At 57.5% G+C, this 25,591-nt stretch carries 26 protein-coding genes; 17 read left to right on the top strand and 9 right to left on the bottom strand.

The window, feature by feature from the left end:
* Position 1: 1 nt before the first annotated feature.
* The 4 genes from HW561_RS17635 to HW561_RS17620 all read left to right on the top strand — a co-directional run bounded on the left by HW561_RS17635 (position 2) and on the right by HW561_RS17620 (position 6,211).
* Complete coding sequence (locus tag HW561_RS17635; protein ID WP_176866688.1) at positions 2-1,330, top strand: amidase; 1,329 nt, start codon at positions 2-4, stop codon at positions 1,328-1,330.
* Between the two features lie 108 nt (positions 1,331-1,438).
* Complete coding sequence (locus HW561_RS17630) at positions 1,439-2,620, top strand: aminotransferase class I/II-fold pyridoxal phosphate-dependent enzyme (protein ID WP_176866687.1); 1,182 nt, start codon at positions 1,439-1,441, stop codon at positions 2,618-2,620.
* 14 nt (positions 2,621-2,634) lie between these two features.
* Positions 2,635-5,574, top strand: coding sequence for a DNA translocase FtsK (locus HW561_RS17625; protein ID WP_176866686.1), 2,940 nt, complete (start codon positions 2,635-2,637; stop codon positions 5,572-5,574).
* A gap of 40 nt (positions 5,575-5,614) precedes the next feature.
* Complete coding sequence (locus HW561_RS17620) at positions 5,615-6,211, top strand: LolA family protein (RefSeq protein ID WP_176866685.1); 597 nt, start codon at positions 5,615-5,617, stop codon at positions 6,209-6,211.
* An 18-nt stretch (positions 6,212-6,229) separates the two neighbouring features.
* On the opposite strand, the gene HW561_RS17615 is transcribed toward HW561_RS17620, so the two are convergent.
* Together HW561_RS17615 and HW561_RS17610 are read right to left on the bottom strand one after the other, a co-directional pair.
* Entirely contained in the window at positions 6,230-6,811 is a 582-nt protein-coding gene (locus tag HW561_RS17615; protein ID WP_176866684.1) for a transglycosylase SLT domain-containing protein, read from the bottom strand.
* A 60-nt stretch (positions 6,812-6,871) separates the two neighbouring features.
* On the bottom strand, positions 6,872-7,753 hold the full coding sequence (locus HW561_RS17610; RefSeq protein WP_176866683.1) for an AEC family transporter: 882 nt from the start codon (positions 7,751-7,753) through the stop codon (positions 6,872-6,874).
* An 80-nt stretch (positions 7,754-7,833) separates the two neighbouring features.
* Here HW561_RS17610 and hspQ point away from each other — a divergent pair, with 80 nt between their 5' ends.
* On the top strand, positions 7,834-8,160 hold the full coding sequence (gene hspQ, locus HW561_RS17605) for a heat shock protein HspQ (RefSeq protein WP_176866682.1): 327 nt from the start codon (positions 7,834-7,836) through the stop codon (positions 8,158-8,160).
* Between the two features lie 34 nt (positions 8,161-8,194).
* On the opposite strand, the gene ggt is transcribed toward hspQ, so the two are convergent.
* The 3 genes from ggt to HW561_RS17590 all read right to left on the bottom strand — a co-directional run bounded on the left by ggt (position 8,195) and on the right by HW561_RS17590 (position 10,795).
* A complete protein-coding gene (ggt, locus tag HW561_RS17600) occupies positions 8,195-9,772 on the bottom strand; it encodes a gamma-glutamyltransferase (protein ID WP_176866681.1) in 1,578 nt (525 codons plus the stop codon).
* A gap of 213 nt (positions 9,773-9,985) precedes the next feature.
* On the bottom strand, positions 9,986-10,435 hold the full coding sequence (locus HW561_RS17595) for an ATP-binding protein (RefSeq protein ID WP_176866680.1): 450 nt from the start codon (positions 10,433-10,435) through the stop codon (positions 9,986-9,988).
* A 21-nt stretch (positions 10,436-10,456) separates the two neighbouring features.
* Positions 10,457-10,795 carry an STAS domain-containing protein gene (locus HW561_RS17590; RefSeq protein WP_176866679.1) on the bottom strand — a complete coding sequence of 113 codons (339 nt, stop codon included), beginning with the start codon at positions 10,793-10,795 and terminating at the stop codon, positions 10,457-10,459.
* A 101-nt stretch (positions 10,796-10,896) separates the two neighbouring features.
* Here HW561_RS17590 and HW561_RS17585 point away from each other — a divergent pair, with 101 nt between their 5' ends.
* Positions 10,897-12,069, top strand: a complete 1,173-nt coding sequence (locus HW561_RS17585) for a thiolase family protein (RefSeq protein ID WP_176866678.1) — start codon at positions 10,897-10,899, stop codon at positions 12,067-12,069.
* A 96-nt stretch (positions 12,070-12,165) separates the two neighbouring features.
* On the top strand, positions 12,166-12,621 hold the full coding sequence (locus HW561_RS17580) for a GAF domain-containing protein (RefSeq protein WP_176866677.1): 456 nt from the start codon (positions 12,166-12,168) through the stop codon (positions 12,619-12,621).
* Between the two features lie 62 nt (positions 12,622-12,683).
* Here HW561_RS17580 and HW561_RS17575 read toward each other — a convergent pair whose 3' ends face one another.
* The gene (locus tag HW561_RS17575) at positions 12,684-13,046 is read right to left on the bottom strand and encodes a hypothetical protein (RefSeq protein ID WP_176866676.1); all 363 of its coding nucleotides are present in this window, start codon (positions 13,044-13,046) and stop codon (positions 12,684-12,686) included.
* A gap of 78 nt (positions 13,047-13,124) precedes the next feature.
* A complete protein-coding gene (locus HW561_RS17570) occupies positions 13,125-13,379 on the bottom strand; it encodes a DUF1294 domain-containing protein (RefSeq protein ID WP_328803302.1) in 255 nt (84 codons plus the stop codon).
* 128 nt (positions 13,380-13,507) lie between these two features.
* On the opposite strand from HW561_RS17570, the gene HW561_RS17565 reads away from it, so the two are divergent.
* The 10 genes from HW561_RS17565 (at position 13,508) to rarD (ending at position 24,400) form a co-directional block, all read left to right on the top strand.
* Positions 13,508-14,077, top strand: a complete 570-nt coding sequence (locus HW561_RS17565; RefSeq protein WP_176866674.1) for a helix-turn-helix domain-containing protein — start codon at positions 13,508-13,510, stop codon at positions 14,075-14,077.
* Positions 14,077-14,700, top strand: a complete 624-nt coding sequence (locus HW561_RS17560) for a LysE family translocator (protein ID WP_176866769.1) — start codon at positions 14,077-14,079, stop codon at positions 14,698-14,700. The genes HW561_RS17565 and HW561_RS17560 overlap by 1 nt, the downstream gene beginning before the upstream one ends.
* 4 nt (positions 14,701-14,704) lie before the next feature.
* A complete protein-coding gene (locus tag HW561_RS17555) occupies positions 14,705-15,085 on the top strand; it encodes a GFA family protein (protein WP_176866673.1) in 381 nt (126 codons plus the stop codon).
* 15 nt (positions 15,086-15,100) lie between these two features.
* Positions 15,101-17,551 carry a GcvT family protein gene (locus HW561_RS17550; protein WP_176866672.1) on the top strand — a complete coding sequence of 817 codons (2,451 nt, stop codon included), beginning with the start codon at positions 15,101-15,103 and terminating at the stop codon, positions 17,549-17,551.
* An 18-nt stretch (positions 17,552-17,569) separates the two neighbouring features.
* Positions 17,570-17,830 carry a cupin domain-containing protein gene (locus tag HW561_RS17545; protein WP_176866671.1) on the top strand — a complete coding sequence of 87 codons (261 nt, stop codon included), beginning with the start codon at positions 17,570-17,572 and terminating at the stop codon, positions 17,828-17,830.
* Positions 17,830-18,897, top strand: coding sequence for a zinc-binding dehydrogenase (locus tag HW561_RS17540; protein WP_176866670.1), 1,068 nt, complete (start codon positions 17,830-17,832; stop codon positions 18,895-18,897). The genes HW561_RS17545 and HW561_RS17540 overlap by 1 nt, the downstream gene beginning before the upstream one ends.
* Positions 18,894-19,787, top strand: coding sequence for a homocysteine S-methyltransferase family protein (locus HW561_RS17535; RefSeq protein WP_176866669.1), 894 nt, complete (start codon positions 18,894-18,896; stop codon positions 19,785-19,787). The genes HW561_RS17540 and HW561_RS17535 overlap by 4 nt, the downstream gene beginning before the upstream one ends.
* Before the next feature lie 9 nt (positions 19,788-19,796).
* Positions 19,797-20,780, top strand: a complete 984-nt coding sequence (locus tag HW561_RS17530) for a GlxA family transcriptional regulator (RefSeq protein ID WP_176866668.1) — start codon at positions 19,797-19,799, stop codon at positions 20,778-20,780.
* Between the two features lie 89 nt (positions 20,781-20,869).
* Positions 20,870-23,323: a GcvT family protein gene (locus HW561_RS17525; protein WP_176866667.1), complete on the top strand. Its 2,454-nt coding sequence runs from the start codon at positions 20,870-20,872 to the stop codon at positions 23,321-23,323.
* A gap of 171 nt (positions 23,324-23,494) precedes the next feature.
* Complete coding sequence (rarD, locus tag HW561_RS17520) at positions 23,495-24,400, top strand: EamA family transporter RarD (RefSeq protein WP_176866666.1); 906 nt, start codon at positions 23,495-23,497, stop codon at positions 24,398-24,400.
* Here rarD and HW561_RS17515 read toward each other — a convergent pair.
* Positions 24,391-25,101 (bottom strand): SGNH/GDSL hydrolase family protein, encoded by a 711-nt coding sequence (locus tag HW561_RS17515; protein WP_176866665.1) that lies wholly within the window; start codon positions 25,099-25,101, stop codon positions 24,391-24,393. The two genes, rarD and HW561_RS17515, sit on opposite strands and share 10 nt — an antisense overlap.
* Positions 25,102-25,103: 2 nt before the next feature.
* Positions 25,104-25,514, bottom strand: coding sequence for a nuclear transport factor 2 family protein (locus HW561_RS17510; RefSeq protein ID WP_176866664.1), 411 nt, complete (start codon positions 25,512-25,514; stop codon positions 25,104-25,106).
* Between the last annotated feature and the right edge of the window lie 77 nt (positions 25,515-25,591).

The following is a 25,591-nucleotide window of genomic DNA, read 5'->3' as shown; positions in this document are numbered from 1 at the left end:
GATGCAGGAATGGTTGACCATGACGGCCTGTGATTTGGGTCGTGGCATCGGCATGGGGCAGATTGATCCTGTCGAGCTGACGGAAACATACCTCGCTGCCATCGATGCCCACCCCCACCGAGATCGCATCTACGCTCGCGTGACCCACGACCGGGCGCGGGCCGAGGCAAGGGCGGCGAAGGAAAGGGCAGGGCTGGGTCTGCGTCGCTCTTTGCTGGATGGTGTTCCGATCAGCTGGAAGGATCTGTTCGACACGGCCGGTTCGGGCACCGAGGCCGGATCGGCCTTGCTGAAAGACCGTGTTCCTGACGCGGATGCAATTGTTGTGCGCAACGCCACAGCCATGGGCACGGTCTGTCTGGGCAAGACACATATGAGTGAATTGGCTTTTTCCGGTTTGGGCCTGAACCCGGTCACTGACACGCCACCTTGCATTGACGATGAGGCCGCGGTTCCCGGTGGTTCCTCATCTGGCGCGGCGGCGTCTGTAGCTTGGGGGTTGGCGGCCTGTGGTATCGGCTCGGATACCGGCGGATCTGTTCGCATTCCTGCGGCGTGGAACAACCTTGTGGGTTTGAAAACAACGGCCGGTCGGGTCAGTCTTGAGGGCACGGTGCCGTTGTGTCTGCGGTTCGACACTGTTGGACCAATCGCACGGTCGGTCGAGGACGCAGCGCATATGCTTGCCTTGCTTGAGGGGAGCACGCCAGCGGATCTGCGTGGCGCAACACTAGAGGGTCGTCGGTTCGCCGATCTGCAAAACATCGCCAAGGATGATCTGCGCGATGCGCCGCGCGAAGCTTATGAACACGCATTGCAGCGCTTCAAAGATGCGGGCGCGGAAGTCATACCGTTGGAGGTGCCGGAACTGAACGAAGCGATGGGGTTGTCCGGCGTTCTCTATACCACCGAGGCCTATGGCCTGTGGCGCGATGTAATCGAAGCGAATCCCGAGGCGATGTATCCTGAGATTCTGGAGCGCTTTCGCATGGGCAAGATGCATTCTGGACCGGATTATGTGGCTGCCTGGGCGAAACTGAAAGCCTGCCGCAATGCGTGGGATGCGGCGACTGCCGGATTTGACGCTGTTTTGGCCCCGACCGCCCCGATACAGCCGCCCAACCTGGAGCGCTTGATGAACGATCACGAATACTACGTGACGGAGAATCTGCTGGCTTTGCGCAACACCCGTATTGGAAATTTGATGGGGTTGGCAGCCCTGACATTACCAGCCGGAACACCCGGTTGCGGGCTGATGATGTTGGGTTATCCGGGGTCCGAAGAGGCGTTGTTACGGCTGGGTTTGGCGGCGGAAACTGCACTGACCTGAATGCCACAATCCCCTGATTCGGCGCCTCTTTGTCTGGACGAAGGGGGGCTTGGTCTGTAATCTGCCAAAAAGCGGGGCGTCAATGATCCCGATATTGAGGCAGTAATTATGAATTTCCCCGAGCGGTTTTCGAACCTACCGGCATATGCATTCCCGCGTCTTCGCGCCTTGTTGGACCATCACCAACCGGGCGGCGATGTGATTCACATGACCATTGGTGAGCCCAAGCACGACTTTCCGGCCTGGGTGACCGACGTGATCATGGAAAATGCGGCCGGATTTCAGGGTTATCCCCAGAACGAAGGCACGCCCGAGCTGCGCACGGCCATCACGGACTGGATCAAACGGCGCTATGGCGTGTCGATGGACCCCGAAACCAATGTGATGGCCCTGAATGGGACCCGTGAGGGATTGTACAATGCCGCAATGGCGCTGTGCCCGGAACAGAAGAATGGTCAAAGACCCGTCATCTTGTGTCCGAACCCGTTCTATCAGGTTTATATGGTCGCCTCGATTTCGGTCGGGGCAGAGCCGGTTTTTGTTCCCGCGACCGCAGCAACCGACCATTTGCCGAACTACGCAGGTTTGCCCGAGGACGTGCTGAACCGCACCGCCGTGGCCTATATCTGTTCGCCCGCCAACCCGCAGGGGGCGGTTGCCTCGCGCGAGTATTGGGCTGAGTTGATCCGGCTGGCCGAGACCTACGATTTCAGCATCTTCGCCGATGAATGCTATTCCGAGATCTACCGTGATGACGCCCCAACGGGTGTTTTGACCGTGGCGCAAGAGCTTGGCGCGGATCCAGAGCGGATCACCCTGTTCAATTCGCTGTCGAAGCGGTCGAATTTGGCCGGGTTGCGGTCGGGCCTGATCGCAGGTGGGCCAGAGACGATCAAGCGAGTCAAACAGTTGCGCGCCTACTCAGGCGCGCCCCTGCCTGCGCCGCTACAGGCCGCTGCAGCTCGGGTTTGGGCGGACGAAGACCATGTCGCCGAGAACCGCGCGCTGTATCAGGAAAAATACGCCATTGCGGATAAGGTGTTCGCAGGTGTGCAGGGGTATATGGCCCCTGAGGCAGGGTTTTTCCTGTGGTTACCCGTTGATAATGGCGAAGAGACGGCATTGAAGCTGTGGCAGGAGACCGGAGTGCGGGTTCTGCCGGGGGCATATCTTTCACAAGGTGATCCGGGGCAAAACCCGGGCGAGCAGTTTATCAGGGTCGCCATGGTGGCCCCAAAAACAGAGATGCAGCACGGGCTGATCAAGCTCCGTGACTGTGTCTATTTGTGAGGTACGAGGGCAAAATGGCATCTTACAACGCGCGCAACCGCGATCCATTGCTGGACAGTACGACTCAGGCCGCCATTGAACGGCGAAGCAAGGAACTGATCGGGATCGCTCTGATCCTGCTGGGGTTGGCCGCCGCGGCGATGATCTGGTCCTACACGCCGGATGATCCAAATTGGATGGTGTCCACCGACGCACCGGTGCAGAACTGGTTGGGGCGCATTGGTGCTTCGATCGCCGCGCCACTGTTTATGATCGTTGGCTGGGGAAGTTGGGGCATTGCGCTGGTGTTGATGGGCTGGGGCGTGCGGTTTGCGGGCCATTTTGGCGAAGACCGCGCCGTCGCGCGGCTGATTTTTGCCCCAATCTGGATTGCCGTTGTGTCCGTTTATGCAGCGACTCTTGTGCCTGGCGTCGAGTGGCGTGCGACGCATAGTTATGGATTGGGTGGCCTGTTTGGTGACACGGTGATGGGCGCGTTGCTGACGCTGTTGCCGATCTCGTCCCATTTTCTGGTCAAACTGATGTCTCTGGCCATGGCGGTGGGGATGGTTGCACTGGGTATCTTTGTGCTGGGCTTTATCAAGACTGAGGTGGCGCGGGGCTTCCGCGCATTCCTGCTGGGCCTTGTGATGTCCTACGATATGTTGATGACCCTGCTGGGTCGTGGGGCTTCGGCGACCGCGCAGGCCGCCCGTGAGCGACGTGCGCAATGGGATGAACGCAAACTGGCCAGGACCGAGGCCGCCGATGCGCTATTCGAAGACGATATGACCTATGCCGATCCGATGTTTGAAGAGCCCGAACTGGACGAGCCTGAGCCTGCGGTTAAAACTGGTCTGCTGGCCCGGATGCCGTCGCTGATCCGGCGCGCCGAGCCGATGCCGGAGCCCGAGCTGATCGATCCCGAACCAGTCGTGGGCTATGACGAAATGCCCGGTGATGATCGTATTCGGTCCAAAATCTCTGCCGCTGTGCGCAACCGCAAGGTAGCAACAGGCGAGATGACGCCCGAGCCTGACCCGGGCCTGCCACTGACCAAGGGACGGGGTCGCGGACCTGATCCACTGATCCTGAATGCAACCCAGGCTGGGGAATTGCCGCCTGAGCCGCCCCTGACCTCAGCTGGCCTGCCGCCCGAACCGCCAATGACGACCGATGGCGCATCCGACTGGCAAGAACCGGAGATCAGTGAGTACCAAGCGCAATCGGGCTATGCGTCTGATCACATGCAGGACTACCAACCACAGCCGGATTACGACGATGAGGCTGTGTTCGAGGATGCACCCGAGCCCGCGCCACAATCGCGTCCGGCGATGAAGATCCCGGTGGCCGAACCGCGCAAACCTGTTGTTGCACAGCCAGTACGCCGCGCCCCACCACCTTCGCGTCGTGCACAGGCCGAGGCGCAACCGGCCTTGTCCTTTGAAGAGAAGCATTCCGATTTCGAACTTCCGCCCCTGAGCCTGTTGTCGAACCCGGCCGCCATTCAGCGTCATCATCTCAGCGATGAAGCACTGGAAGAGAACGCGCGTATGCTGGAAAACGTGCTGGACGACTATGGCGTCAAAGGTGAGATCGTCAGCGTTCGGCCCGGACCGGTTGTCACCATGTACGAACTGGAGCCTGCGCCGGGCCTGAAAGCCAGCCGTGTGATTGGTTTGGCTGACGATATTGCACGCTCAATGTCGGCACTGTCCGCGCGGGTGTCCACCTTGCCGGGCCGTTCCGTCATTGGCATCGAACTGCCCAATGAAAACCGTGAGATGGTGGTGCTGCGCGAGATCCTTGCCAGCCGCGATTTCGGCGACGGCAACCAAGCCCTGCCACTGGCGTTGGGCAAGGATATCGGTGGTGGTTCCGTTGTGGCCAACCTTGCCAAGATGCCTCACCTGCTGATCGCGGGGACGACTGGTTCCGGTAAGTCGGTGGCTATCAACACCATGATCCTGTCGCTGCTGTACAAGCTGACGCCGGATGAATGCCGTTTGATCATGATTGATCCCAAGATGCTGGAACTGTCGGTTTATGACGGCATCCCACACTTGCTTTCGCCAGTTGTGACCGACCCGAAAAAGGCGGTTGTGGCCCTGAAATGGGTCGTGGGTGAAATGGAAGACCGCTATCGCAAGATGTCGAAAATGGGCGTCCGTAACATCGCGGGATATAATGGCCGTGTGAAAGATGCGCAGGCCAAGGGAGAGTTGTTCAGCCGCACGGTTCAGACCGGATTTGACGACGAAACCGGCGAACCGATGTTCGAGACAGAAGAGTTTGAGCCGCAGTCGATGCCATACATTGTGGTGATCGTCGACGAGATGGCTGACCTGATGATGGTCGCGGGTAAGGAGATCGAGGCTTGTATCCAGCGTCTGGCGCAGATGGCGCGGGCCTCGGGTATTCACCTGATCATGGCCACGCAGCGTCCCTCGGTCGATGTGATTACCGGCACGATCAAGGCGAACTTCCCCACCCGAATTTCGTTCCAAGTGACCTCAAAGATCGACAGCCGCACGATCCTGGGTGAAATGGGCGCCGAGCAGCTATTGGGGCAGGGTGACATGCTGTTCATGGCCGGCGGTGCCAAGATCACCCGTTGCCATGGTCCGTTTGTATCGGACGAAGAGGTTGAAGAGATCGTAAACCACCTGAAGCAGTTCGGCCCGCCGGATTATGTAAGTACTGTGCTGGATGGCCCGGCCGAGGATAAGGCTGACAATATCGATGCCGTTCTGGGTCTGAATACTGGTGGCAACACAAATGGCGAAGACGCCCTGTACGATCAGGCCGTGGGGATCGTGATAAAGGATCGCAAATGCTCGACCTCGTATATTCAGCGGAAACTTGCCATTGGCTACAACAAAGCTGCGCGGCTTGTTGAGCAAATGGAGGACGAAGGTGTTGTTTCCAGCGCAAATCACGTTGGTAAGCGCGAAATCCTCGTCCCTGAGCAATAGGATATTTAATAACAGGGGCAGAACGCATATCTGGTATCTTATGAAACAGATTGCTTTTGCCCTTGCTTTGACACTGGCCACGCCCGCTGCATGGGCGGCGGATAAGTTGCCCTTGTCGCAGATTTCCAACTATCTGAACCAGCTTAAAACGGTTCAGACCACGTTCACGCAGGTCAATGATGACGGCTCGCTTAGTACCGGCAAGCTGTGGTTGCAGCGACCGGGTAAAATGCGCTTTGAATACGATCCGCCCAACAGTGCGGTGGTGTTGGCACGCTCTGGCAGCGTCAAGATTTTCGATCCGAAATCCAACCAACCGCCCGAGCAGTACCCGCTAAAGCGCACACCGCTGTCGTTGGTTCTGGCGCGGAACGTGAACCTAAGTCAGGCGAATATGGTCGTAGGGCATAGCTTCGACGGAACGGCCACGGTGGTCACGGCACAGGATCCCAAGAACCCCGAATCCGGCCGCATTGAGTTGATGTTCACAGGCGATCCTATCGAGCTGCGCAAATGGGTGATCCACGATAATGCAGGTAGTCAAACCACGGTCCTGTTGGGGCCGCTGACTGAAGGTGGTCGCCTGAATCAGGATCTGTTCTCAAGCCAAACAAGAGTCGGGTCAGGCAATCGCTGACCCGACTCTTCGCTTTTATTAGTATCGGCAGTTGGCCAACTGTGCCTGATACTGCTGCGCACGGGAATCCACATCATTGGCGACGTTGAGTAGCCAAGACTTGTTGTTGTAGCTGCCACGGGCATAGCCTGTGTGGCCCTCGTGGTAGGCCAGATACTGGTTGCGCGTGTCGGCGGGATGAATGCCGTTCCGTTCGTAGCTTTTATTCATGTACCAGCCGATAAAATCTGACGCGTCGCGGATGCGGTCCCGCTTGGCGCGGCGCTTGCCGGTTTCGCGCTGGTACTGATCCCAAGTGCCGTCCAGCGCCTGGCTGAATCCGTAGGCGCTGCTTTGCCGACCCATCGGGATTACGCCCAGAACATAGCGGTGCGGTGTGCGCGCATCGTGGCGATAGCGACTTTCCTGATAGATCGTCGCCATTTGCACGTGGACGGGAACACCCCATTTACGTTCGGTGCTTTTGAAAGCTTTGATATAGTCGGGTCGTTCGCGCGCAATGCTGCACGCGTCGTTAAGCTTGCTAGGCGGTCGCTGTGACCCGCCCCCACAGGATGCCAGAAACAGCACCCCGAAGAGTACGATAAAAATTCTGCTCATGTGCCTCGTGCCTTTTTTGTGCATTCTAGCGCAGATTGGCGTCTGAGGAAATCACATTCGCTATAGAACCAAAGCCAACACAACCGGCAGAGCGGCCACGGACAGCAGAGTCGAGACCATGACCATACCTGCTACCGCGTCAGAATCAGCTTCAAACCGGGCGGCTAGCAAATAGGATGTCACCGCAACCGGGGTGCACATCTGCAGAACCAGAACGCCAAAAGCCACCGATTCCAGATCGAACACTGTGGCCACGAACCAGCCAAGGGAGAAACACACAACCAGCTTGAGGAGTGAAAGCCACACAGCTTGGCTTAGGCTGTGGGTGGTCAATCGCGCAATCGCCACGCCCAGTGTGATAAGCATCATTGGCACCGCCATTTGACCCAGCAATTCCAGCGTGTTGGTCAGGAAAACGGGAGTTTCCCACCCACGCCATAAGAATAGTGCACCAATAAGGGTGGCCCAGACCATCGGCTCGCGCACAACTTTACCAAACGCGCCTTTCCCGGCAACAAGGTAGATGCCGTAGGTAAAGGAAAATAGCGCGGTGACCGATAGAAAGATCACCGCATAGCCCAACCCGGCCTGCCCAAAGGCGAAGATGCATAAGGGCAGTCCCAGATTGCCTGTATTCCCGAAAATCAGCGGCGACAGATAGGTGCGTTGTTCCAGCTTCAGCAGCCGAACGAACAGCCAGAAGACTGCCGCCAGCACAAGATTGGCCACGATGGTTGCCACGGTGAAGCGTGAAAGATCGCCGCCCGGGATTTCTGTCTGCATAAGGGCCACAAAGATCAGACTGGGCACAGCCAGCGTCATGGCAAAGCGTGTAACGAACTGCAGTCGATATTCGAATCCCAGGCTGACCCAGGAAAACCCGATCCCCGCCAGAATGAAAACGGGTGCCACAATTTCGAACACTGTCAGTAAAAGGTTCACAGACTGTTTCCCTGAATTTCAGATCAATGATTGGCTTTTCAACCCGGAAAGAGGTAGTAACTTCTGTGGGGGCCGAAACAATGCTAAAGACAATTGCCAAGTACCGCCTGGGTCAGGTGGTCCGCCACAAGAAACATCCCTTTCGAGGGGTGATTTTCGACGTGGACCCAGAGTTTTCGAACAGCGAAGAGTGGTATGAGGCAATCCCTGAAGATAGCCGCCCGATCAAGGATCAACCATTTTACCACCTGTTGGCTGAAAACGACCAGTCCTTCTATGTGGCTTATGTTTCAGAACAAAATCTGATTGCCGACCAGTCCGGCGAGCCGGTCGAACACCCTGACATCGATAACATGTTCGGGCCGTTCGAAGACGGGTCATACCCGTTACATTTCCATTTGAACTGAATGTTTGGTGCAGCAGTGGCGATGGCCCTGCTGCCTAGTATCCCAGAGCGCACCCATCCTTGCGCGGATCACTGGCCCCTTCCAAAACACCATCGTCACGGATTCGGATCGCTTGAGCGCCGCCTAATGGTGTTTCCGAAAATTGAATATTATGACCCATTTCGGACAATTGTTTCGAAACCGCATCAGAGTAACCGCGTTCGAGTTTCAAAACTGACCCATCGGCAAAGGCGCGCGGGGCATTGATAGTCTCTTGCAGCCCGAGGTCGAAATCGGTGAGGTTGGATAAAAATCGTGTGTGCCCAGTGGGTTGATAAGCTCCACCCATCACGCCAAAGGGCATCATTACACGGTCGTTTTGTCTCAACATTCCAGGGATGATTGTGTGCATCGGGCGTTTGCCACCGCTCAGCTCATTCGGGTGGCCGGGCTGTAAGGTGAATCCTGCCCCTCGGTTTTGCATGAGAATACCGTATTTCTCGGATGCGATGCCCGAACCAAAGCCGTGGAAGATGGAATAGATCAGCGACACGGCCATCCGGTTCTGATCTACGACTGTGATATAGACCGTATCTTTGTGGATGGCCTCGGTCAGGGGGGCCGCAGCGGGCATCGCGCGTTTTGGATCAATCAAGGCGGCAAGCTTGGCGGCAGCCTCGGGGTCAAGAAACCGCTCTGCCCGCGCTGTATGATCGGGATCGGCGATGAATCGGTTGCGGGCGTCGTAGGCCAGCTTGGTGGCCTCAGCCTCGATATGGACCCTTTCGGCGCCGAGCGGGTCCATGCGGGACAGATCGAAGTGCTTGAGGATGTTCAGCAACAAAATGGCGGTTGCACCCTGTCCGTTTGGCGGGTGCTCGACAAGCTCGATGCCGTGATATTTGCCGCTCATGGGTGTAGATTCGGTGCATTTCGTGTTTTGAAAATCGTCAGCCGTATGCGCGCCACCCATCGCTGTGAGGGTCGAGATCATGTCTTGCGCGATGTCACCCGAATAGAAGGCATCGCGCCCGCGGCGGGCAATCTGGCGCAGAACCTCTGCCTGCCCCGGTGAACGGAAAACCTGCCCAATGTCTGGTACTTTGCCATTGATCAGATAGTGATCTCTGGCTGCACCTTGCAGTGTTGCCGCACCGTTTTGCCAATCAAAGGCCACCCTGGGGGCGACAGGAACGCCTTGTTCTGCATAGCGAATTGCGGGTTGTAGAATGGCTTCCAGCCCTAGGTTCCCCTCGGTGTCCGCGAGGTAGCAGAATGCGTCAACCGCGCCGGGGATGGTGACGGCGTCCGGGCTGTTCAAAGGGACGGTCGACAAGCCTTTGGCCCGCAATGCATCCGCCTGTGCCATCGATGGGGCGCGGCCCGACCCATTCAAGGCGCGTATTTTGTCTTCACCGGCACGATTGAACAGGACAAAACAATCGCCGCCCAAGCCGGTCATTTGCGGTTCGCAAATACCAAGCAGCACCGCCCCGGCAATCGCCGCATCCATTGCGTTGCCACCCTGCGCCAGAATATCGAGCGCAACCTTAGCGGCCAGCGGGTGCGATGTTGCACACATCCCTTCGGTTGCCAAAACCTCCGACCGACCAGGCTTGTGCAAATCTCGCATGACGCATTCTCTCCCCTGCAACGGAGCGAAGGTATCGCGCGGGCAAATATTGTCCAGAGATTGGGGGAAGAAGTTCCTCGGCGCCGTTCACTGGGTGGGGGCTGTGATACGTGGCGCCGAGGGAAGCTATCTGAGCTACAGTCTCATGTATGATGGCTGTTTGCGGCGCCACAATGGTTCGAAAAAGGCCTTATTGTGGCTATTTGGGGCGTGTTAGCGGTGCCTCGCAAAGTCAAATCTTAAAGACAGTCGATTGCAGCCATCGCTGCGTTCATACCAGATATCACTGGTCAGTTGATGAATGAGATACCATCCGAACCCACCTTCCGGCAGGTTTTGCAGGGTGGTATCGATCGACGCAGGTACCCCATCAGGTGGTCGGTGCCCCGGCAAAGGATTGCCAGTATCCGAGATCAGAATGTCCAGTCGATCCTGATCCAACCGACATGTGACCCGAACTTTGGCCGGCGCGATTCCGGCATAGGCATGTTCTACGACGTTGTTGATCGCTTCAGTCAGTGCGATTTTCACGTCATCGGCCTTGTGGGCAGGCAATCCCCGATGTGCCAAGCCCGCGCAGAGCTGCGCAACCCCTGGGCTGGCTTCTGACACCCTCGCGGGAAAGCTTAACTCCAGACACGCTTCGTTACAAATGGGCTTCACACCGGTCTTCTCCTGTCGGGGTCAGTCAACCGGAACTGACAAAGCGTCGTTCAATGTGGCAAAAAGCCTGAAAACTGTGTCCATGCGCGTCAGTCGGAACACTTTTTCGACCACAGGGTGCAGCCCGGCCAGATCCAGCTTTCGGTCTTCGCCAAGCTGTTTCATCGACGCGACAATCGCGCCCAGTCCGCTGGAGTCGATAAACTCTACGCCCGACAAATCCAGGACAACCCGATCAACGCTTCCTTCGGTTTCGCTGCGCATATCATCTTTGAATTGAATGGCCATTGAGGCGTCGATCCGGTCCGCATGAACCGTGACGACCTGTGTTGCGCCGATCGTTGTGCTGGTCAGCCCCATGTTCGACCGCCCTCCAAACAAAATTTGTGTCGTATAAATACGCTAGACGGCAAATCTTACCATTCGGTATTCAAGAGCCGAAAAGCAGAAGGAAGACCCGGATGAAAGAAGTCGTGATTGCAGGGGCAGCCCGCACACCTATGGGTGGGTTTCAGGGTATGTTCGATGGCGTCGCAGCGGTCGATCTTGGCGGCAGCGCGATCCGTGCAGCCTTGCAGCAGGCAGGCGCGCAAACGGTAGACGAAGTGCTGATGGGCTGTGTCCTGCCGGCAGGACAGGGCCAGGCACCAGCGCGTCAGGCAGGCTTTGCCGCGGGTTTGGGCGAAGATGTTCCAGCCACAACGCTGAACAAGATGTGCGGGTCCGGTATGAAAGCGGCCATGATGGCGTTTGATCAGATCGTACTGGGGCACGCTGAAACTATGGTCGCTGGCGGGATGGAGAGCATGACAAACGCGCCATACCTGTTGCCCAAGATGCGCGGCGGCGCCCGAATCGGCCATGGTCAGGTTGTGGATCATATGTTCCTTGACGGTTTGGAGGACGCCTACGAAAAAGGTCGCCTGATGGGGACCTTTGCCGAAGATTGCGCCGAGGCGTACCAGTTTACCCGAGAGGCGCAGGATGAATACGCGCTTCAATCTCTTTCAAACGCTCTGGCTGCGCAGGACAGTGGCGCATTTGATGATGAAATCGCGGCAGTTACGGTCCGTACCCGTAAGGGAGAAATCACTCAGGGAATCGACGAACAGCCGAGATCGGCACGGCCCGAGAAAATTCCAACCCTGAAACCCGCGTTCCGTAAGGGCGGAACTGTCACGGCTGCCAATTCCTCCTCCATTTCCGACGGGGCAGCTGCCCTCGTTCTTGCATCGGCTGAGGTTGCCGAGGCTCAAGGATTGTCTGTTCGTGCTCGCATTCTGGGGCACGCAAGTCACGCTCAAGCGCCCGGTCTTTTTACTACGGCCCCGGTTCCGGCAGCTCAGAAATTGTTGTCCCGTATCGGATGGAGCGCGGATGACGTCGATCTGTGGGAGGTCAACGAAGCATTCGCCGTTGTGCCGATGGCCTTCATGCATGAAATGGGACTGTCGCGTGAGAAGGTGAACGTCAACGGCGGCGCATGTGCCCTTGGTCACCCGATTGGCGCCTCCGGTGCCCGGATCATGGTCACTTTGCTGAACGCATTAGAAAAACGAAACCTCAAACGCGGCGTCGCCGCCATCTGCATCGGCGGCGGTGAGGGCACGGCCATCGCCATTGAGCGCGTTTGACGCTTCGCCTTTTTCCAAATACTCCGGGGGTGAATTGAGCCTTTGGCTCAAGAGGGGGCAGCGCCCCCACCCCATCCGGATCAAAGAAGCAAACCCATGACCGTTGATTATGACACTCTTGCCAAAACCGTCGCCGCCCTGACCGAAGGGGAGACGGATCAAATCGCCCTTATGGCCACTATTGCCTGCGAGGTCCATCATGCTGACGATCGTTTCGATTGGACGGGGTTTTACCGAGTAACCAAACCCGGTCTGTTGAAGATCGGCCCGTATCAGGGCGGGCATGGCTGCCTTGTCATTCCCTTCAGCCGCGGTGTTTGCGGTGCCGCCGCTCAGACCGGGGAAGTGCAACTGGTGCCGGATGTAGACGCATTCCCGGGCCACATAGCTTGTGCCTCGTCGACCCGGTCCGAACTGGTATTGCCGGTGCGCGATGCGTCAGGGGATGTGATCGCAGTTTTTGATATCGACAGTGATCAGCCGGACGCCTTTACGGAAGTAGATGCAGAACGGTTAGGAACCATACTGACGCGGGTTTTCGCAGGTCTCTAATCTTTTGGGCCAAGAGCACGAGTGGAGTCTCTAGTTTCACCGGCACGACCCCACTAGCGGTATCATGTCATCTGGTCATCTTGTGATGCAATGCTTCGCTCACGAAACCAAATGACAATGCCGCAGATAACGACGAAAGACAGAACCGCATCGACAAGGTTGATTGCATTACCCAGGCTCAATCCACCGGCCATCGCGCGTAGGAAGTCAAACGCACAGAAGATCGCGAAAGCGATGGCAACCCAGCGGTTTTCGCTACGCAATCCGGTGAGAGCGAGGAACAGAACGAAGATCCCGATGGCCGCACCAAGTGCCGACATCATTGTTTCTTCATCATTGTACAAAAACCCAAAGCCAAAGAGCACGGTGAAAACTGCCGTTTGCAGCCAGATTAAGTACCGCGTGGCCTGAATAGCGAGGTCCATGGGATCTCCCGGAATGAGTGTTATTGCCTTGGAGTGCAGCCTGTCGCAGTTAATTTAGGATGAATTCAACCAAACCGGTTATTTAATCACGAACACTAAATAGCAAGCCGCTACCTGAGCCGCCAAAATCCCGAATAGCCACATTGAAAACCCACGTTTGCGGGTCTTGTGCCGAAACATCCACCGGCCCAGAACCGCACCGGGGCTGCCACCAAGTGCGGCCAGCCAAAGCAGCTTGCGTTCAGGGATTCGGCGCTTGCGATGCGATGCGCGCGCCTTGTCCCAGCCAAAAGCCAGCAAAGCCAGAACGTTGGTCGCCCAAAGATATATCACCGCAAACCACATGCGCGAGCCATAGTCACACGGACCTCACTCCGCAAATGAAAAAACGCTTGGAATTTTCACAGACTTGATCCATCGTGAAAAATGCAAGGATAATTTCACGAGATTCGGAGCAACCATTGAACGACCAAGCCCCTCAAAGTGCGACACTCGGTGCTGACCTGCGTGCCTTGCGTAAGGCGCGAGGATTGACGCTGACCGAGATCGCAGCACGGTTGGATCGTTCGGTTGGTTGGCTTAGCCAGGTCGAGCGGGATATGTCCGAACCCTCAATCTCGGATCTTCGTCAGATATCGGAATGTCTGGGCGTACCCATGTCGATGCTGTTTGCGCATTCCGCAGCGCCCGCTGACGAACAGGGTTATGTCGTTCGCGCTGGTTCGCGCCGCCCTATGGGGTCAGGCGAAGAAGGGTTGATTGAAGAACTGCTTTCACCTGACCTGACCGATGACTTCGAGATGGTTTATTCAACCTTCGAGCCAAATTCTCACATGCAGACCCCGGCAGATCGCCCCACGCAGGAAGTGGGATACATGATCTCAGGTAATTTGGATCTGACTATCGGAGATCGCAAATTCACTGTTGGTCCCGGCGACAGTTTTCGAATTCGGCATGAGCCGTACCAATGGTCGAACCCATATTTTTCGCCTGCCGTGGCTATCTGGGTTATCGCCCCGCCGGTGTACTGATGTCATTTGAAGCCTGGGCCATATTCGCGCTGTTCTGGGTGGTGTTCGTGACCACGCCAGGCCCCAATGCGGTCAACTGTATTTCGAACGGCATGAGCTTGCCATTCCCGAAGGCCATGTTGGGCGTTCTTGCTATCCTCACTCAGGCCAGTGCCTTCCTTGTACTGTCTGCGCTGGGTGTTACGGCTCTGATCGCGACCTCGCCAACTGGATTCTTGGTTGCAAAACTGGTCGGTGCAGGGTTTCTGATCTGGCTTGGAATTCGCGGCTGGATGAATGCGACGAAACCCGCCCCGGCCTCGGAACGCCCCGCGCAGCATGTTTATCTGCACGCGCTGGCCGTCGCTACGATCAATCCCAAAAGTGTTGCCGGATATCTCGCTGCGTTCTCGCAATTCGTACAACCAGACGTGCCGATCTGGCAGCAGATGGTTGTGATCATGCCCACGGCTCTGGTGATCACGACGCTCAGCTATACGGGTTTCACGTTGTTGGGCGCGCTGATGGGTCGGGCCGCGCTAGGCGCTGTGTTCAACGTTTGGGTGCGCCGCGTGATGGCGGCGTGTTTCATATTCTATGGTGTGTTGCTGGGAACCAGTGCCACACCCGCAACAAGAGGGTAATCAAATGCAAACCGGTTCCTGCCTCTGTGGTTCGGTCGCCTTTACACTTGATGGAGACCTTTCCGCACCTTCGGCTTGCCATTGCGGTCAATGTCGCAAGCAATCGGGTCATGTCTGGGCATCAACCTCGACCCACCAGGACAACCTGAACTTTACGGCCAGCGATACGCTGGGGTGGTTTCGCGCCTCGGATATCGCTCGGCGCGGGTTTTGCAGCAAATGTGGATCGTTCCTGTTCTGGCAGCACAATGACGAGGACACGATTTCGATTTCAATGGGGCCGCTCGACGAACCCACGAACCTGATGCTCTCCCGGCACATCTTTGTCGCGGACAAGGGCGATTATTACGACATCACGGACGACCTGCCCCAAGAGGCACAGTAACAGGGATCTAAATGCATGAGTGATTTTCCGACAAAAGCCCGCGTGGTTGTTATCGGTGGCGGCGTGGTGGGAGCTTCCTCGCTGTACCATCTGGCCAAGAAGGGCTGGACCGATTGTGTGTTGCTCGAAAAGAACGAACTGACCGCAGGTTCGACATGGCACGCTGCGGGGAACGTGCCCACCTTCTCGAATTCGTGGGCAATCATGAACATGCAGCGCTATTCAACCGAGCTGTATTCGCGATTGGGTGAAGAGGTCGATTACCCGATGAACTACCACGTTTCGGGGTCCATCCGTCTGGCGCACAGCAAAGAGCGGATGCAGGAATTCGAACATGCCATGGCGATGGGCCGCTATCAGGGCATCCCGATGGAGATGTGGACACCGGAAGAGGCGAAGGAGCGTTATCCGTTCCTTGAAACCCATGATCTCGACGGCGTTCTTTATGACCCGACCGATGGCGACATTGACCCGGCGCAGTTGACGCAAGCGCTGGCCAAGGGCGCGCGGGACATGGGGCAGAAAATCATCCGCTTTTGCCCGGCGACCGGAGTGACACAGCATGACGACGGAACCTGGACCGTCCACACGGACAAAGGCGATATCACCTGTGATTACGTTGTAAACGCGGCTGGCTACTACGCGCAGCGTGTGGGTGAATGGTTCAAACCCTTCGGCGGCCGTACTGTTCCGGCGATGGTCATGAGCCATCAGTATCTGCTGACCGACGAAGTGCCCGAGGTCGAGGCATGGTCGAAGGAAAACGGCGGCAAAAAGCTGCCGCTGCTGCGCGATGTGGATATCTCGTACTACCTGCGGCAGGAAAAGAATGGCTTCAACCTCGGCCCGTATGAACCCAACTGCAAGGGCCACTGGATGACCGAGGATGATCCGATGCCCGAGGATTTCTCGTTCCAGCTGTGGAACGACGATCTTGACCGGATCGAGGATATCGTCACTGACGCGATGGAGCGCGTGCCGTTGATGGCCACATCAGGTGTCGGGCGCGTGATCAACGGTCCGATTCCATATGCGCCGGATGGACTGCCGCTTATCGGCCCGATGCCAGGCGTAAAAAACGCGTTCGAGGCGCACACTTTCACCTTTGGCATTGCTCAGGGTGGCGGCGCGGGCAAAGTGCTGGCCGAATGGATCGTCGATGGCGCGACCGAGTGGGACATGTGGGCCGTCGATCCGCGCCGCTATACCGATTACACCGATCAGGACTACTGCAACCAAAAGGGCATGGAGGTCTATGGCAACGAATACGCCATGCACTACCCCCATCACGAATGGCCCGCCGCGCGGGACAAAAAGCTGTCGCCCGTTCACGACAAGGTCAAAGCGCTGGGCGGTGTCATGGGCGCCTATAATGGATGGGAGCGTGCCAACTGGTTCGCGCAGCCCGGCGATGACACGTCGCTTGAGGCAACTCATACTTGGGGCCGCTCCGGCCCGTGGGAGCAACGGATCAAAGAAGAATGCGAGGCTGTGCGAGACCATTGTGGCGTGTTGGATTTGCCAGGCTTCTCGCGCTTCATGGTCAAGGGAGAAGGTGCCGCTGAGGCGCTGCGTGGCCTCGCAGCCGGCGGATTGCCCAAAGTTGGGCGGATAAACCTGATCTACGTCTCCGATGATCGCGGTCGCATTCTGACGGAAATGTCCTGTGTCCGGCTGGGCGAGGATGAATTCATGATGATCACGGCAGCGACCGCGCAATGGCACGACCGCGATCTCCTGCGGAACGCGATGCCCTCCAACGTGTCGGTCGAGGATGTCACCACCACACGCGATACTCTGATCGTCACCGGCCCAAATTCACGAGACATCCTGTCGGGGCTGACCGATGCAGACCTGAGCCCGGGTTGGTTGACCCACCAAACGGCCACCGTTGCCGGTCAGCCTGCCTATCTGATCCGCGTTTCGTTCGCTGGAGAGCTGGGTTGGGAAGTTCACGCGCTGAACGAGCACATGCCCGCGATCTATGATGCGATCACCAGTGCCGGTGCCAAGCCGTTCGGGATGTACGCCTTGAATTCCTTGCGCATCGAAAAGGGTTATCGCGCGTGGAAAGGTGACCTGTCGACCGACTACTCGCTGCTCGAAGGTGGGTTGGAACGGTTCGTCAAGCTCGACAAACCGCAGGATTTCCCGGGCAAAGCTGCAATCATGAATGAAAAGCAGCAAGGTGTGAAAAAGGCCTTTGTGACTCTGACTGTGGACGCAGGTGATTGCGATGCGCCTTACATGTCCTGCATCTGGCAAAATGGAGAGATCGTTGGCGAAACCACGTCCGGTGCTTGGGGCTACCGTGTTGGCAAGTCCATCGCGCTGGGCATGATCAAAGCAGATCTTGCAAACCCGGGCACTGAGCTGGAGGTCGAAATCTACGGTCAGAAATGCCGCGCTGTGGTACAGGAAGATCAACCGCTCTGGGATCCTGAAAACGAGCGGCTGCGCGCCTGATCACCACTGGAGATCACCATGAGCAAGCGAGACGTCAAATTGGGACCCGGTGAGGGTCCCAATCATGACTGGGAAAATGATCAAACCTTGGTTGCGGTTTCCGGTCAGGGCACGGACGGCGCCTACACACTCATGGAAGATAATCTGAAGGCCAGCTTTGCGTTTGGCCTTCATCGCCACGCCCCCCAATCCGAGCCCGTCAGGTGTCTGGAAGGTGATATGGGGCTCTTCGTCGACGGAAACTGGCACCGTCCCATCTTGACGATGATATCTGAGTGATGGCGACACCCAAAACCATGTCCGGTGTATATCTTACGCGTCACGGCGGTCCGGAAGCGCTGGAATGGCGCGAGGATATTGCCGTTCCCAACCCTGGCCCCGGACAGGTACTGGTCCGCGTCGCGGCAGCGGGGGTGAACAACACGGACATCAACACGCGGGTGGGTTGGTATTCACCGGATGTGACCGGGGCCACCGATGCGGTGGATCAGAAGGTTGAAGCAGGCGGTTGGGGTGGCTCTTTGCAATTCCCCCGTATTCAGGGTGGCGATCTGTGTGGCATCGTCGAAGTTGTTGGGTTAAGCGCCGGGTTCGAGCCGGGGCAGCGTGTGACGTGCCCGATCAACCTACCGCGCCCGCGTCCGGGTAACCCTCAGGGGTTTATAGCGTTGGGATCGGAAATAGATGGGGCATTCGCGCAATATTGCCTGGTCGAGGCGGATGACCTTTACGATGTCTCATCCTCTCCACTGTCAGATATCGAGATTGCCGCCATTCCCTGTGCATTTGGTACGGCCGAAAACCTTCTGACCCGCGCAGGTGTTGCAGCCGGGCATAAGGTTTTGGTGACTGGTGCATCTGGCGGTGTCGGATTAGCGGCGGTGCAACTGGCCAGCCTGCGTGGTGCGTCGGTCTGGGGCGTAAGCGGCGCGGCCAAGGCCGAGGTGGTCAAATCACAAGGCGCGGTCGAGACCTTTGAACGCGATGCGGAACTGCCAGCGGACATGTTCGATGTCGTGATAGACGTGGTCGGTGGCCCAGCATGGCCCAATCTTATCCTGGCCCTGAAACCGGGCGGGCACTACGCCGTGTCGGGCGCCATCGCGGGCCCGATCGTCGAGGCAGATTTGCGCGATATCTATCTCCGCGACATCACCATTCACGGCTGTACTCATCAATCACCCGAGGTCTTCGGCAGGCTTGCCGCTTTGATGAACGAGGGGCGGATCAAACCACTGGTTTCACGTACTTATCCCCTGCACGAAATCACCGCAGCGCAAGAGGACTTTCAGTCCAAGGCGTTCGCGGGAAAGCTTGTCCTGATCCCTGAGGTGTTGGAGATATGACAGATATTACTCTTTTGGATGGTGCGGTCGGGCAGGAGTTGGTCAAGCGAAGTGGGGACAGCCCCACGCCGCTGTGGTCAACGCGGGTGATGATTGACCATCCCGAATTGGTCGGTAAGGTACATGCCGAGTACTTCCGCCGCGGTGCATCGGTTGCCACAACAAATACCTACGCTGTGCATCGCTCGCGGCTTGTGCGTGAAGGTATCGAAGATCAACTGGATAAACTAATCGACACGGCCCTGTCGCAGGCCCAGATTGCACGGCGGGGCACTCAGGGACGCATCGCCGGTTCGCTCGGGCCTTTGCTTGCGTCCTACCGGCCGGATTTAAACCCTGACCCCTTAGATGCCGCTGCAAAATTCGCTGAATTGGTTGGCCTGATGGGGGATCAGGTGGATCTGTTTCTGATCGAAACAGTGTGCTCACTTCGTGAGGCCGAAGGCACATTGCGCGGGACTGCCAATTGCAGAAAGCCGGTTTGGCTGGCCCTGTCGGTGATGGAAGACGATGGCGCGCGTTTGCGTTCTGGCGAAGCGTTGGGAGACATCGCGCCTCTTGTTGCGCAGTTTACGCCGGATGCGCTGCTGATCAACTGCTCAAGGCCCGAGGCGGTACCGGCCGCACTGGAAATCCTTGCCGGGATGGGCTTGCCTTATGGCGCCTATGCGAACGGCTTCACGCATATCTCCGATGGGTTTCTTGAAGATGCGCCAACTGTCGATAGCCTCGAACAGCGCCAGGATCTTGGCCCGAATGCCTACGCAGAGCACGCCATGAGCTGGGTAGCCCAGGGCGCAACGATAGTTGGCGGATGCTGTGAAATCGGTCCCGATCATATCGAAGTTCTGGCTCAGAAGCTTCGATCTGCCGGGCATCGGATCGTTTGAGGCGACACCATGGATCCTAAAACGCACATCTCGGGGCCTGAGAACGGCAATGTTGTCTGGCATTTCGATATTCTGGTCGCACCGGGATTTGTGCTGTTGGAATTGGCCTCTCTGGTAGATGTTTTGCGCGTGGCCAACCGGGTTTGCCCCACTCCTCCGTTCACCTACACGTACCGATCCTTGCGCGGTGGTGCGGTGGTCAGCAGTAGCGATGCCATCGTCTCGACCGAACGTGTCCAGTCACAGCCCAAGGCCGACTATCTGTTCGTCATCGGCAACTCGGATCCCGATCAGCCAGACCTGTCGCTGGGGCGGATCGTGTCTGATTACACCTATCGCGGGGCGCAGGTCTTTTTACTGGCTGAAGCCGCCAGCCGATACATAGACGAACAGGGCACTGATGATCTGGCAACACATTGGGAAAATGCGTCTTTCCTACGTGAACGCGGTGCGCGGTTCGAAGCCAAACTGTCGATTGCGACCGAACATGGGGCCGTTGTGACCTGCGCAGGCATGGGCGCGACGACCGATATCGCCCTGGCAGTAATTGGACGGCATATCTCGGGGCCAACACGGATGACGGTTGCCGATATCTTGCTGCACGAGAATATTCGGGACTTCTCATCCATGCAGCCTTTTTCGGGGGCGAAAACAACGGCCACGGGGGATAAAAAGCTGGATCAGTGCATCAAGCTGATGCAGGCGAATATCGAAGACCCAATGCCAATTCATCAGATCGTCGAAGCGCTGCACCTGTCGAACCGATCCTTGGAGCGCAAGTTCAAATCCTGTTTTGGAACGACCCCGAATGGGTTCTACCGCGAAATGCGGCTGGCCAAGGCCAACAATCTGTTGCTGAATACCACGATGAGCGTTCGGGAAATCGGGTTGGCCTGTGGCTTTCCCAACGGGTTTTCGTCGGTCTATAAAAGTTTCTTTGGCGTCACGCCGTTTGTGATGAGACGGGAAAAGAGACAAGCCTCACAAAGATGATTTTTGCGGATGCGCTGACGTTTTTGGTGGGTTTTTTGTCGATCTTCCGTGTCACTCAGGGGGAAACCTGACAAAGCGGAGACATCAGGATGGTTGATCTTCCCACCAAGGCCCGTGTGGTCATTATCGGCGGCGGCGTGATCGGATGCTCGGTCGCCTATCATCTGACCAAAAAGGGTTGGACAGATGTTGTGCTGCTGGAACGCAAGCAACTGACCAGTGGAACAACCTGGCATGCGGCGGGTCTGATCGCGCAGCTGCGTGCGACCGCGAACATGACCAAACTGGCGAAATACAGCCAGGAATTGTACGGTGCACTGGAAGAAGAAACCGGCGTGGCCACAGGGTTCAAGCGCTGCGGGTCCATCACGGTTGCTTTAACGGAAGAGCGCAAAGAAGAGCTTTATCGCCAGGCCGCCATGGCCCGCGCCTTTGGCGTTGAGGTCGAGGAGATTTCGAACGAACGTGTTGGCGAGCTTTACCCCCATCTGAACCTGGAAGATGTCAAAGGTGCGGTTTACCTGCCGCTGGACGGGCAGGGGGATCCAGCCAACATTGCGCTGGCTTTGGCCAAAGGCGCACGGCAGCGGGGTGGGATCGTTAAAGAACGTGTCAAGGTCGCAGATATCGTCAAGCAGGGCCGCAAAGTAACCGGTGTAGACTGGGTGGCGGATGACGGCAGTGCCTCGGGCCACATCGAATGTGACATGGTGGTGAACTGTGCGGGTATGTGGGGACACGAAGTTGGTCGCATGGCGGGCGTGAACGTTCCGCTGCATGCGTGCGAGCATTTCTACATCGTGACCGAAGGGATCGACGGCCTGACCCAGTTGCCGGTGCTACGCGTGCCGGATGAATGTGCCTACTATAAGGAAGATGCAGGCAAAATCCTGCTGGGCGCGTTTGAACCGAATGCCAAGCCTTGGGCGATGGAAGGCATCCCGGATACGTTCGAATTTGACCAGCTGCCCGAGGATTTCGACCATTTCGAACCGATCCTCGAAGCGGCATGCAACCGGATGGCGATGCTGGCCGAAGCGGGCATCCACACTTTCTTCAATGGCCCGGAATCCTTCACGCCTGACGACGCCTACCATCTGGGTCTTGCGCCTGAGATGGACAATGTCTGGATTGCCGCAGGCTTTAACTCGATCGGTATCCAGTCTGCAGGCGGCGCGGGAATGGCGCTGGCCGAATGGATGGATACGGGCGAGAAACCGTTTGATCTGGGCGATGTGGACATCAGCCGGATGCAACCGTTCCAAGGTAACAAGCAGTACTTATTTGAACGCTCCAAGGAAACGCTGGGTCTGCTTTATGCCGACCATTTCCCTTATCGCCAAAAGGCCACCGCACGCGGTGTGCGTCGGACTCCGTTCCATCACCACCTGCTGGAACATGGTGCGGTGATGGGCGAGTTGGCCGGTTGGGAACGGGCTAACTGGTTTGCCAATGAAGGTCAGGAACGCGAGTATCAGTACAGCTGGAAGCGCCAAAACTGGTTCGAGAACTCGGCCGCCGAACACCGTGCGGTGCGTGAGAATGTCGGTATGTATGACATGTCGTCGTTCGGCAAGATTCGTGTCGAAGGCCCCGATGCCGAAGCGTTCATGAACTACATTGGTGGCGGCGATTATTCGGTGCCCAATGGCAAGATCGTCTACACTCAATTTCTCAACCGTACCGGCGGGATTGAGGCGGATGTGACGGTGACGCGCCTGACCGAGACCGCCTATCTTGTCGTCACTCCGGCTGCGACCCGCCTAGCGGACCAGACCTGGATGATGCGCCATGCAGGTAGTTTTAATGTGGTGATCACAGATGTCACCGCGGGTGAAGGTGTTTTGGCCGTGATGGGCCCCAACGCGCGCGTACTGCTGGAAAAGGTCTCGCCAGCTGACTTCTCAAACGTGACCAACCCGTTTGGGACGGCGCAAGAGATTGAGATTGGCATGGGCCTGGCCCGGGTGCACCGCGTGACGTATGTGGGCGAGCTGGGTTGGGAAATCTATGTCTCGTCCGACATGGCAGGACACGTTTTCGAAACGCTGCACACAGCGGGTCAGGACATGGATCTGAAGCTGTGCGGTATGCACATGATGGACAGCTGCCGGATCGAAAAGGGATTCCGCCATTTCGGACATGACATCACCTGCGAGGATCACGTGGTTGATGCTGGGCTTGGCTTTGCGGTCAAGGTCGACAAGGGCTGTGATTTCATCGGACGTGAGGCCGTAATTGCGCGCAAGGAAAGCGGCCCCAAGTCTCGTCTGGTGCAGTTCAAGCTGACCGATGCCGAGCCATTGTTGTTCCACAACGAACCCATAGTGCGGGACGGTGAATATGTTGGCTATCTTAGTTCCGGCAACTATGGCCACACCTTGGGTGCCGCCGTCGGATTGGGCTATGTCCCGTGCGAGGGTGAGAAAGCCGCAGATGTGTTGGCCTCGACCTACGAGATCGACGTGTGTGGTGTGAAGGTCAAAGCCGAAGCCTCTCTCAAGCCGATGTACGACCCGAAATCCGAACGGGTGAAGGTCTGATCGACGTTTCCAAAGAATGGGACGGGGCGAAAATGTGCCCCGTCCGATTTGGGTTCTAACGGCCTGCGTCAAACGTATCACATTTCTTGATGTCAGACTTCACGGTTTCCGCAGTTTCCAACCCGCCCCGATCTGCCGTATGGGTGTCCCGGTATCAACCGGAGACCCACCGTGGCAGACACTCCTCTACCATCTCAGAACGTGGACACACCAAAGGGCCTGGCACTGGCCGTAACCGCCTATGTGTTGTGGGGGTTTCTGCCGCTTTACATGAAAGCCATGGCGCATATGGGGCCAGTGGAGGTCGTGTCGCATCGCGTTATTTGGTCGGTGCCGGTGGCGGGGCTGTTGTTGGTTGCGCTTGGACGCACTCGCGATCTGAAGGCAGCGCTCAGGAACCCAAAGATGCTCGGCATGGCTGCTTTGACCGCGGCGCTGATTTCCGTGAACTGGGCGATTTATGTCTGGGCGATCACCACCGGGAATGCACTGGATGCCGCGCTTGGGTATTACATCAACCCGCTGTTCAGCATCGCGCTGGGCGCGATCCTGCTGCGCGAGCCGTTGAGCCGTACGCAGTTGATGGCGGTTGGTCTGGCGGCACTGGGCGTTGTGGTTCTGGTGCTCGAGGCTGGACGGCTACCGTGGGCCGCGCTGGGCCTGATGTTCAGTTGGGGGTTTTACGCCTTCTTCAAACGCTCGCTTCCGATCGGCCCCAATCAGGGATTTCTGCTTGAGGTTCTGATCCTGCTGATCCCTGCCTTGGCTTATGTGACATGGCAGGGTGTGCAAGGCACAGGGCATTTCGGCATGGCTGCGACAGATACAATGTTGCTGGCAGGTGCGGGGATCGTTACGGCCGTTCCGCTGCTTATCTATGCCAATGGGGCCAAGCTGGTGCGGCTGTCCACCATGGGTATTCTGCAATACATCGCGCCGACAATGATCTTTATTACCGCCGTCACCGTGTTTGGTGAACAGATAGATCGCGGACGCATGATTGCCTTCCCGCTGATCTGGGCGGCTCTTGTGGTTTATTCCATTCCGATGATCCGGCAGGCGCGCGCTCAGACCTGAAGCAACAGGCGGGCGGCTTCATCCGCCCAAATGGCATAAGCTCTTGGGCTGGGATGGTACCCATCGGGGGCCGCCAGCGCCGGATCATCGGGTAGGTCCAGCACCAGATGTCGGACTTGCGGATAGGTTGCAGCCACCTGTTGCAATCCTTGGTCCAACCGCGCTGCCTGACGCCCCAGAACCCATGCCAGCGGCTGCGGTAGTGCGGGGAAACGGTTCATTTGCGGTACAGCGGTGACCACAACCCTGCGCGCTCCTATTGTGTTGATGAGCAGATCTAACAACCGGGTTTGCCGCTCGACAAATTGCTGCCGCGTCACAGCACGGGTCACGTCGTTCACACCCAAGGCTGTCACGACTGCATCGAACTGCCCGCGAAGCTTTTGCATGCGCTCGATTGTGTCCTGGGTGGTATGCCCCGTCGTTGCCTCTAGCCGCCATTCGACCGAGTGATGTTTGGCCAACCGATCAACCAGATGACCGGATAGAGCCTGAGCTTGCGTTCCAGCCCCCACCCCAGCCGCCGAGCTGTCGCCGGCAATCAGCAGACGCAGGCGCGGCCCACGGCCTGTACGCCCTTCTCGCGGTCCGGTCGGCTCTGGCAGCAACTGTGCCTTGCGACGTACCGACAGACCTTGCGCCGCAAGCACAGGCAGCAATGGCACCCGCAGAATTTGATCGGTGGCAATCGGGCTGTACATAATCAGCTCAGCGCGTTCTTGAATTCCAGAAAACGGACATCCGTCATCACCCGCGCCATCATCGCCTCACGCAATGCACCGATGGTTTTATAGGGGCGCATGACAACCTCGAAAGTTTGGATCAGGCCGTCATCATTCAGGGTGATCAGATCGACGCCAACCGCATCCAAATCTCCCACCTTGCATTGAAACTCCAGCGCCCAGTCGTTGCCATCCCCCATGATCCGGCGATATCGGAACTCTGAGAACACTTGGCCAACATGACCCAGAACGGCAGCCACCGGCGCACGGCCGGTCCAGGTGCTGTAATAGGTTGGTGGCATGAACCGGACATTGTCTGCCAGAAGCTCTTGGATCAAGGCTTCGTCCCCTTTGGCGACAACCTCCTGCATTCGTTCGATTGTTGGATGCATGTCTTCTCCTCTGTCCCGGGTGCGAGGTTTGCCCAAGGCTCGCCAACAGGCAAGGACGACGTTGCGAGAGGTAACAC

The sequence above is a fragment of the Ruegeria haliotis genome (assembly GCF_013377785.1).
GTDB classification, from domain to species: domain Bacteria; phylum Pseudomonadota; class Alphaproteobacteria; order Rhodobacterales; family Rhodobacteraceae; genus Ruegeria; species Ruegeria haliotis.
This window is presented reverse-complemented; position numbering and strand designations above follow the sequence as displayed.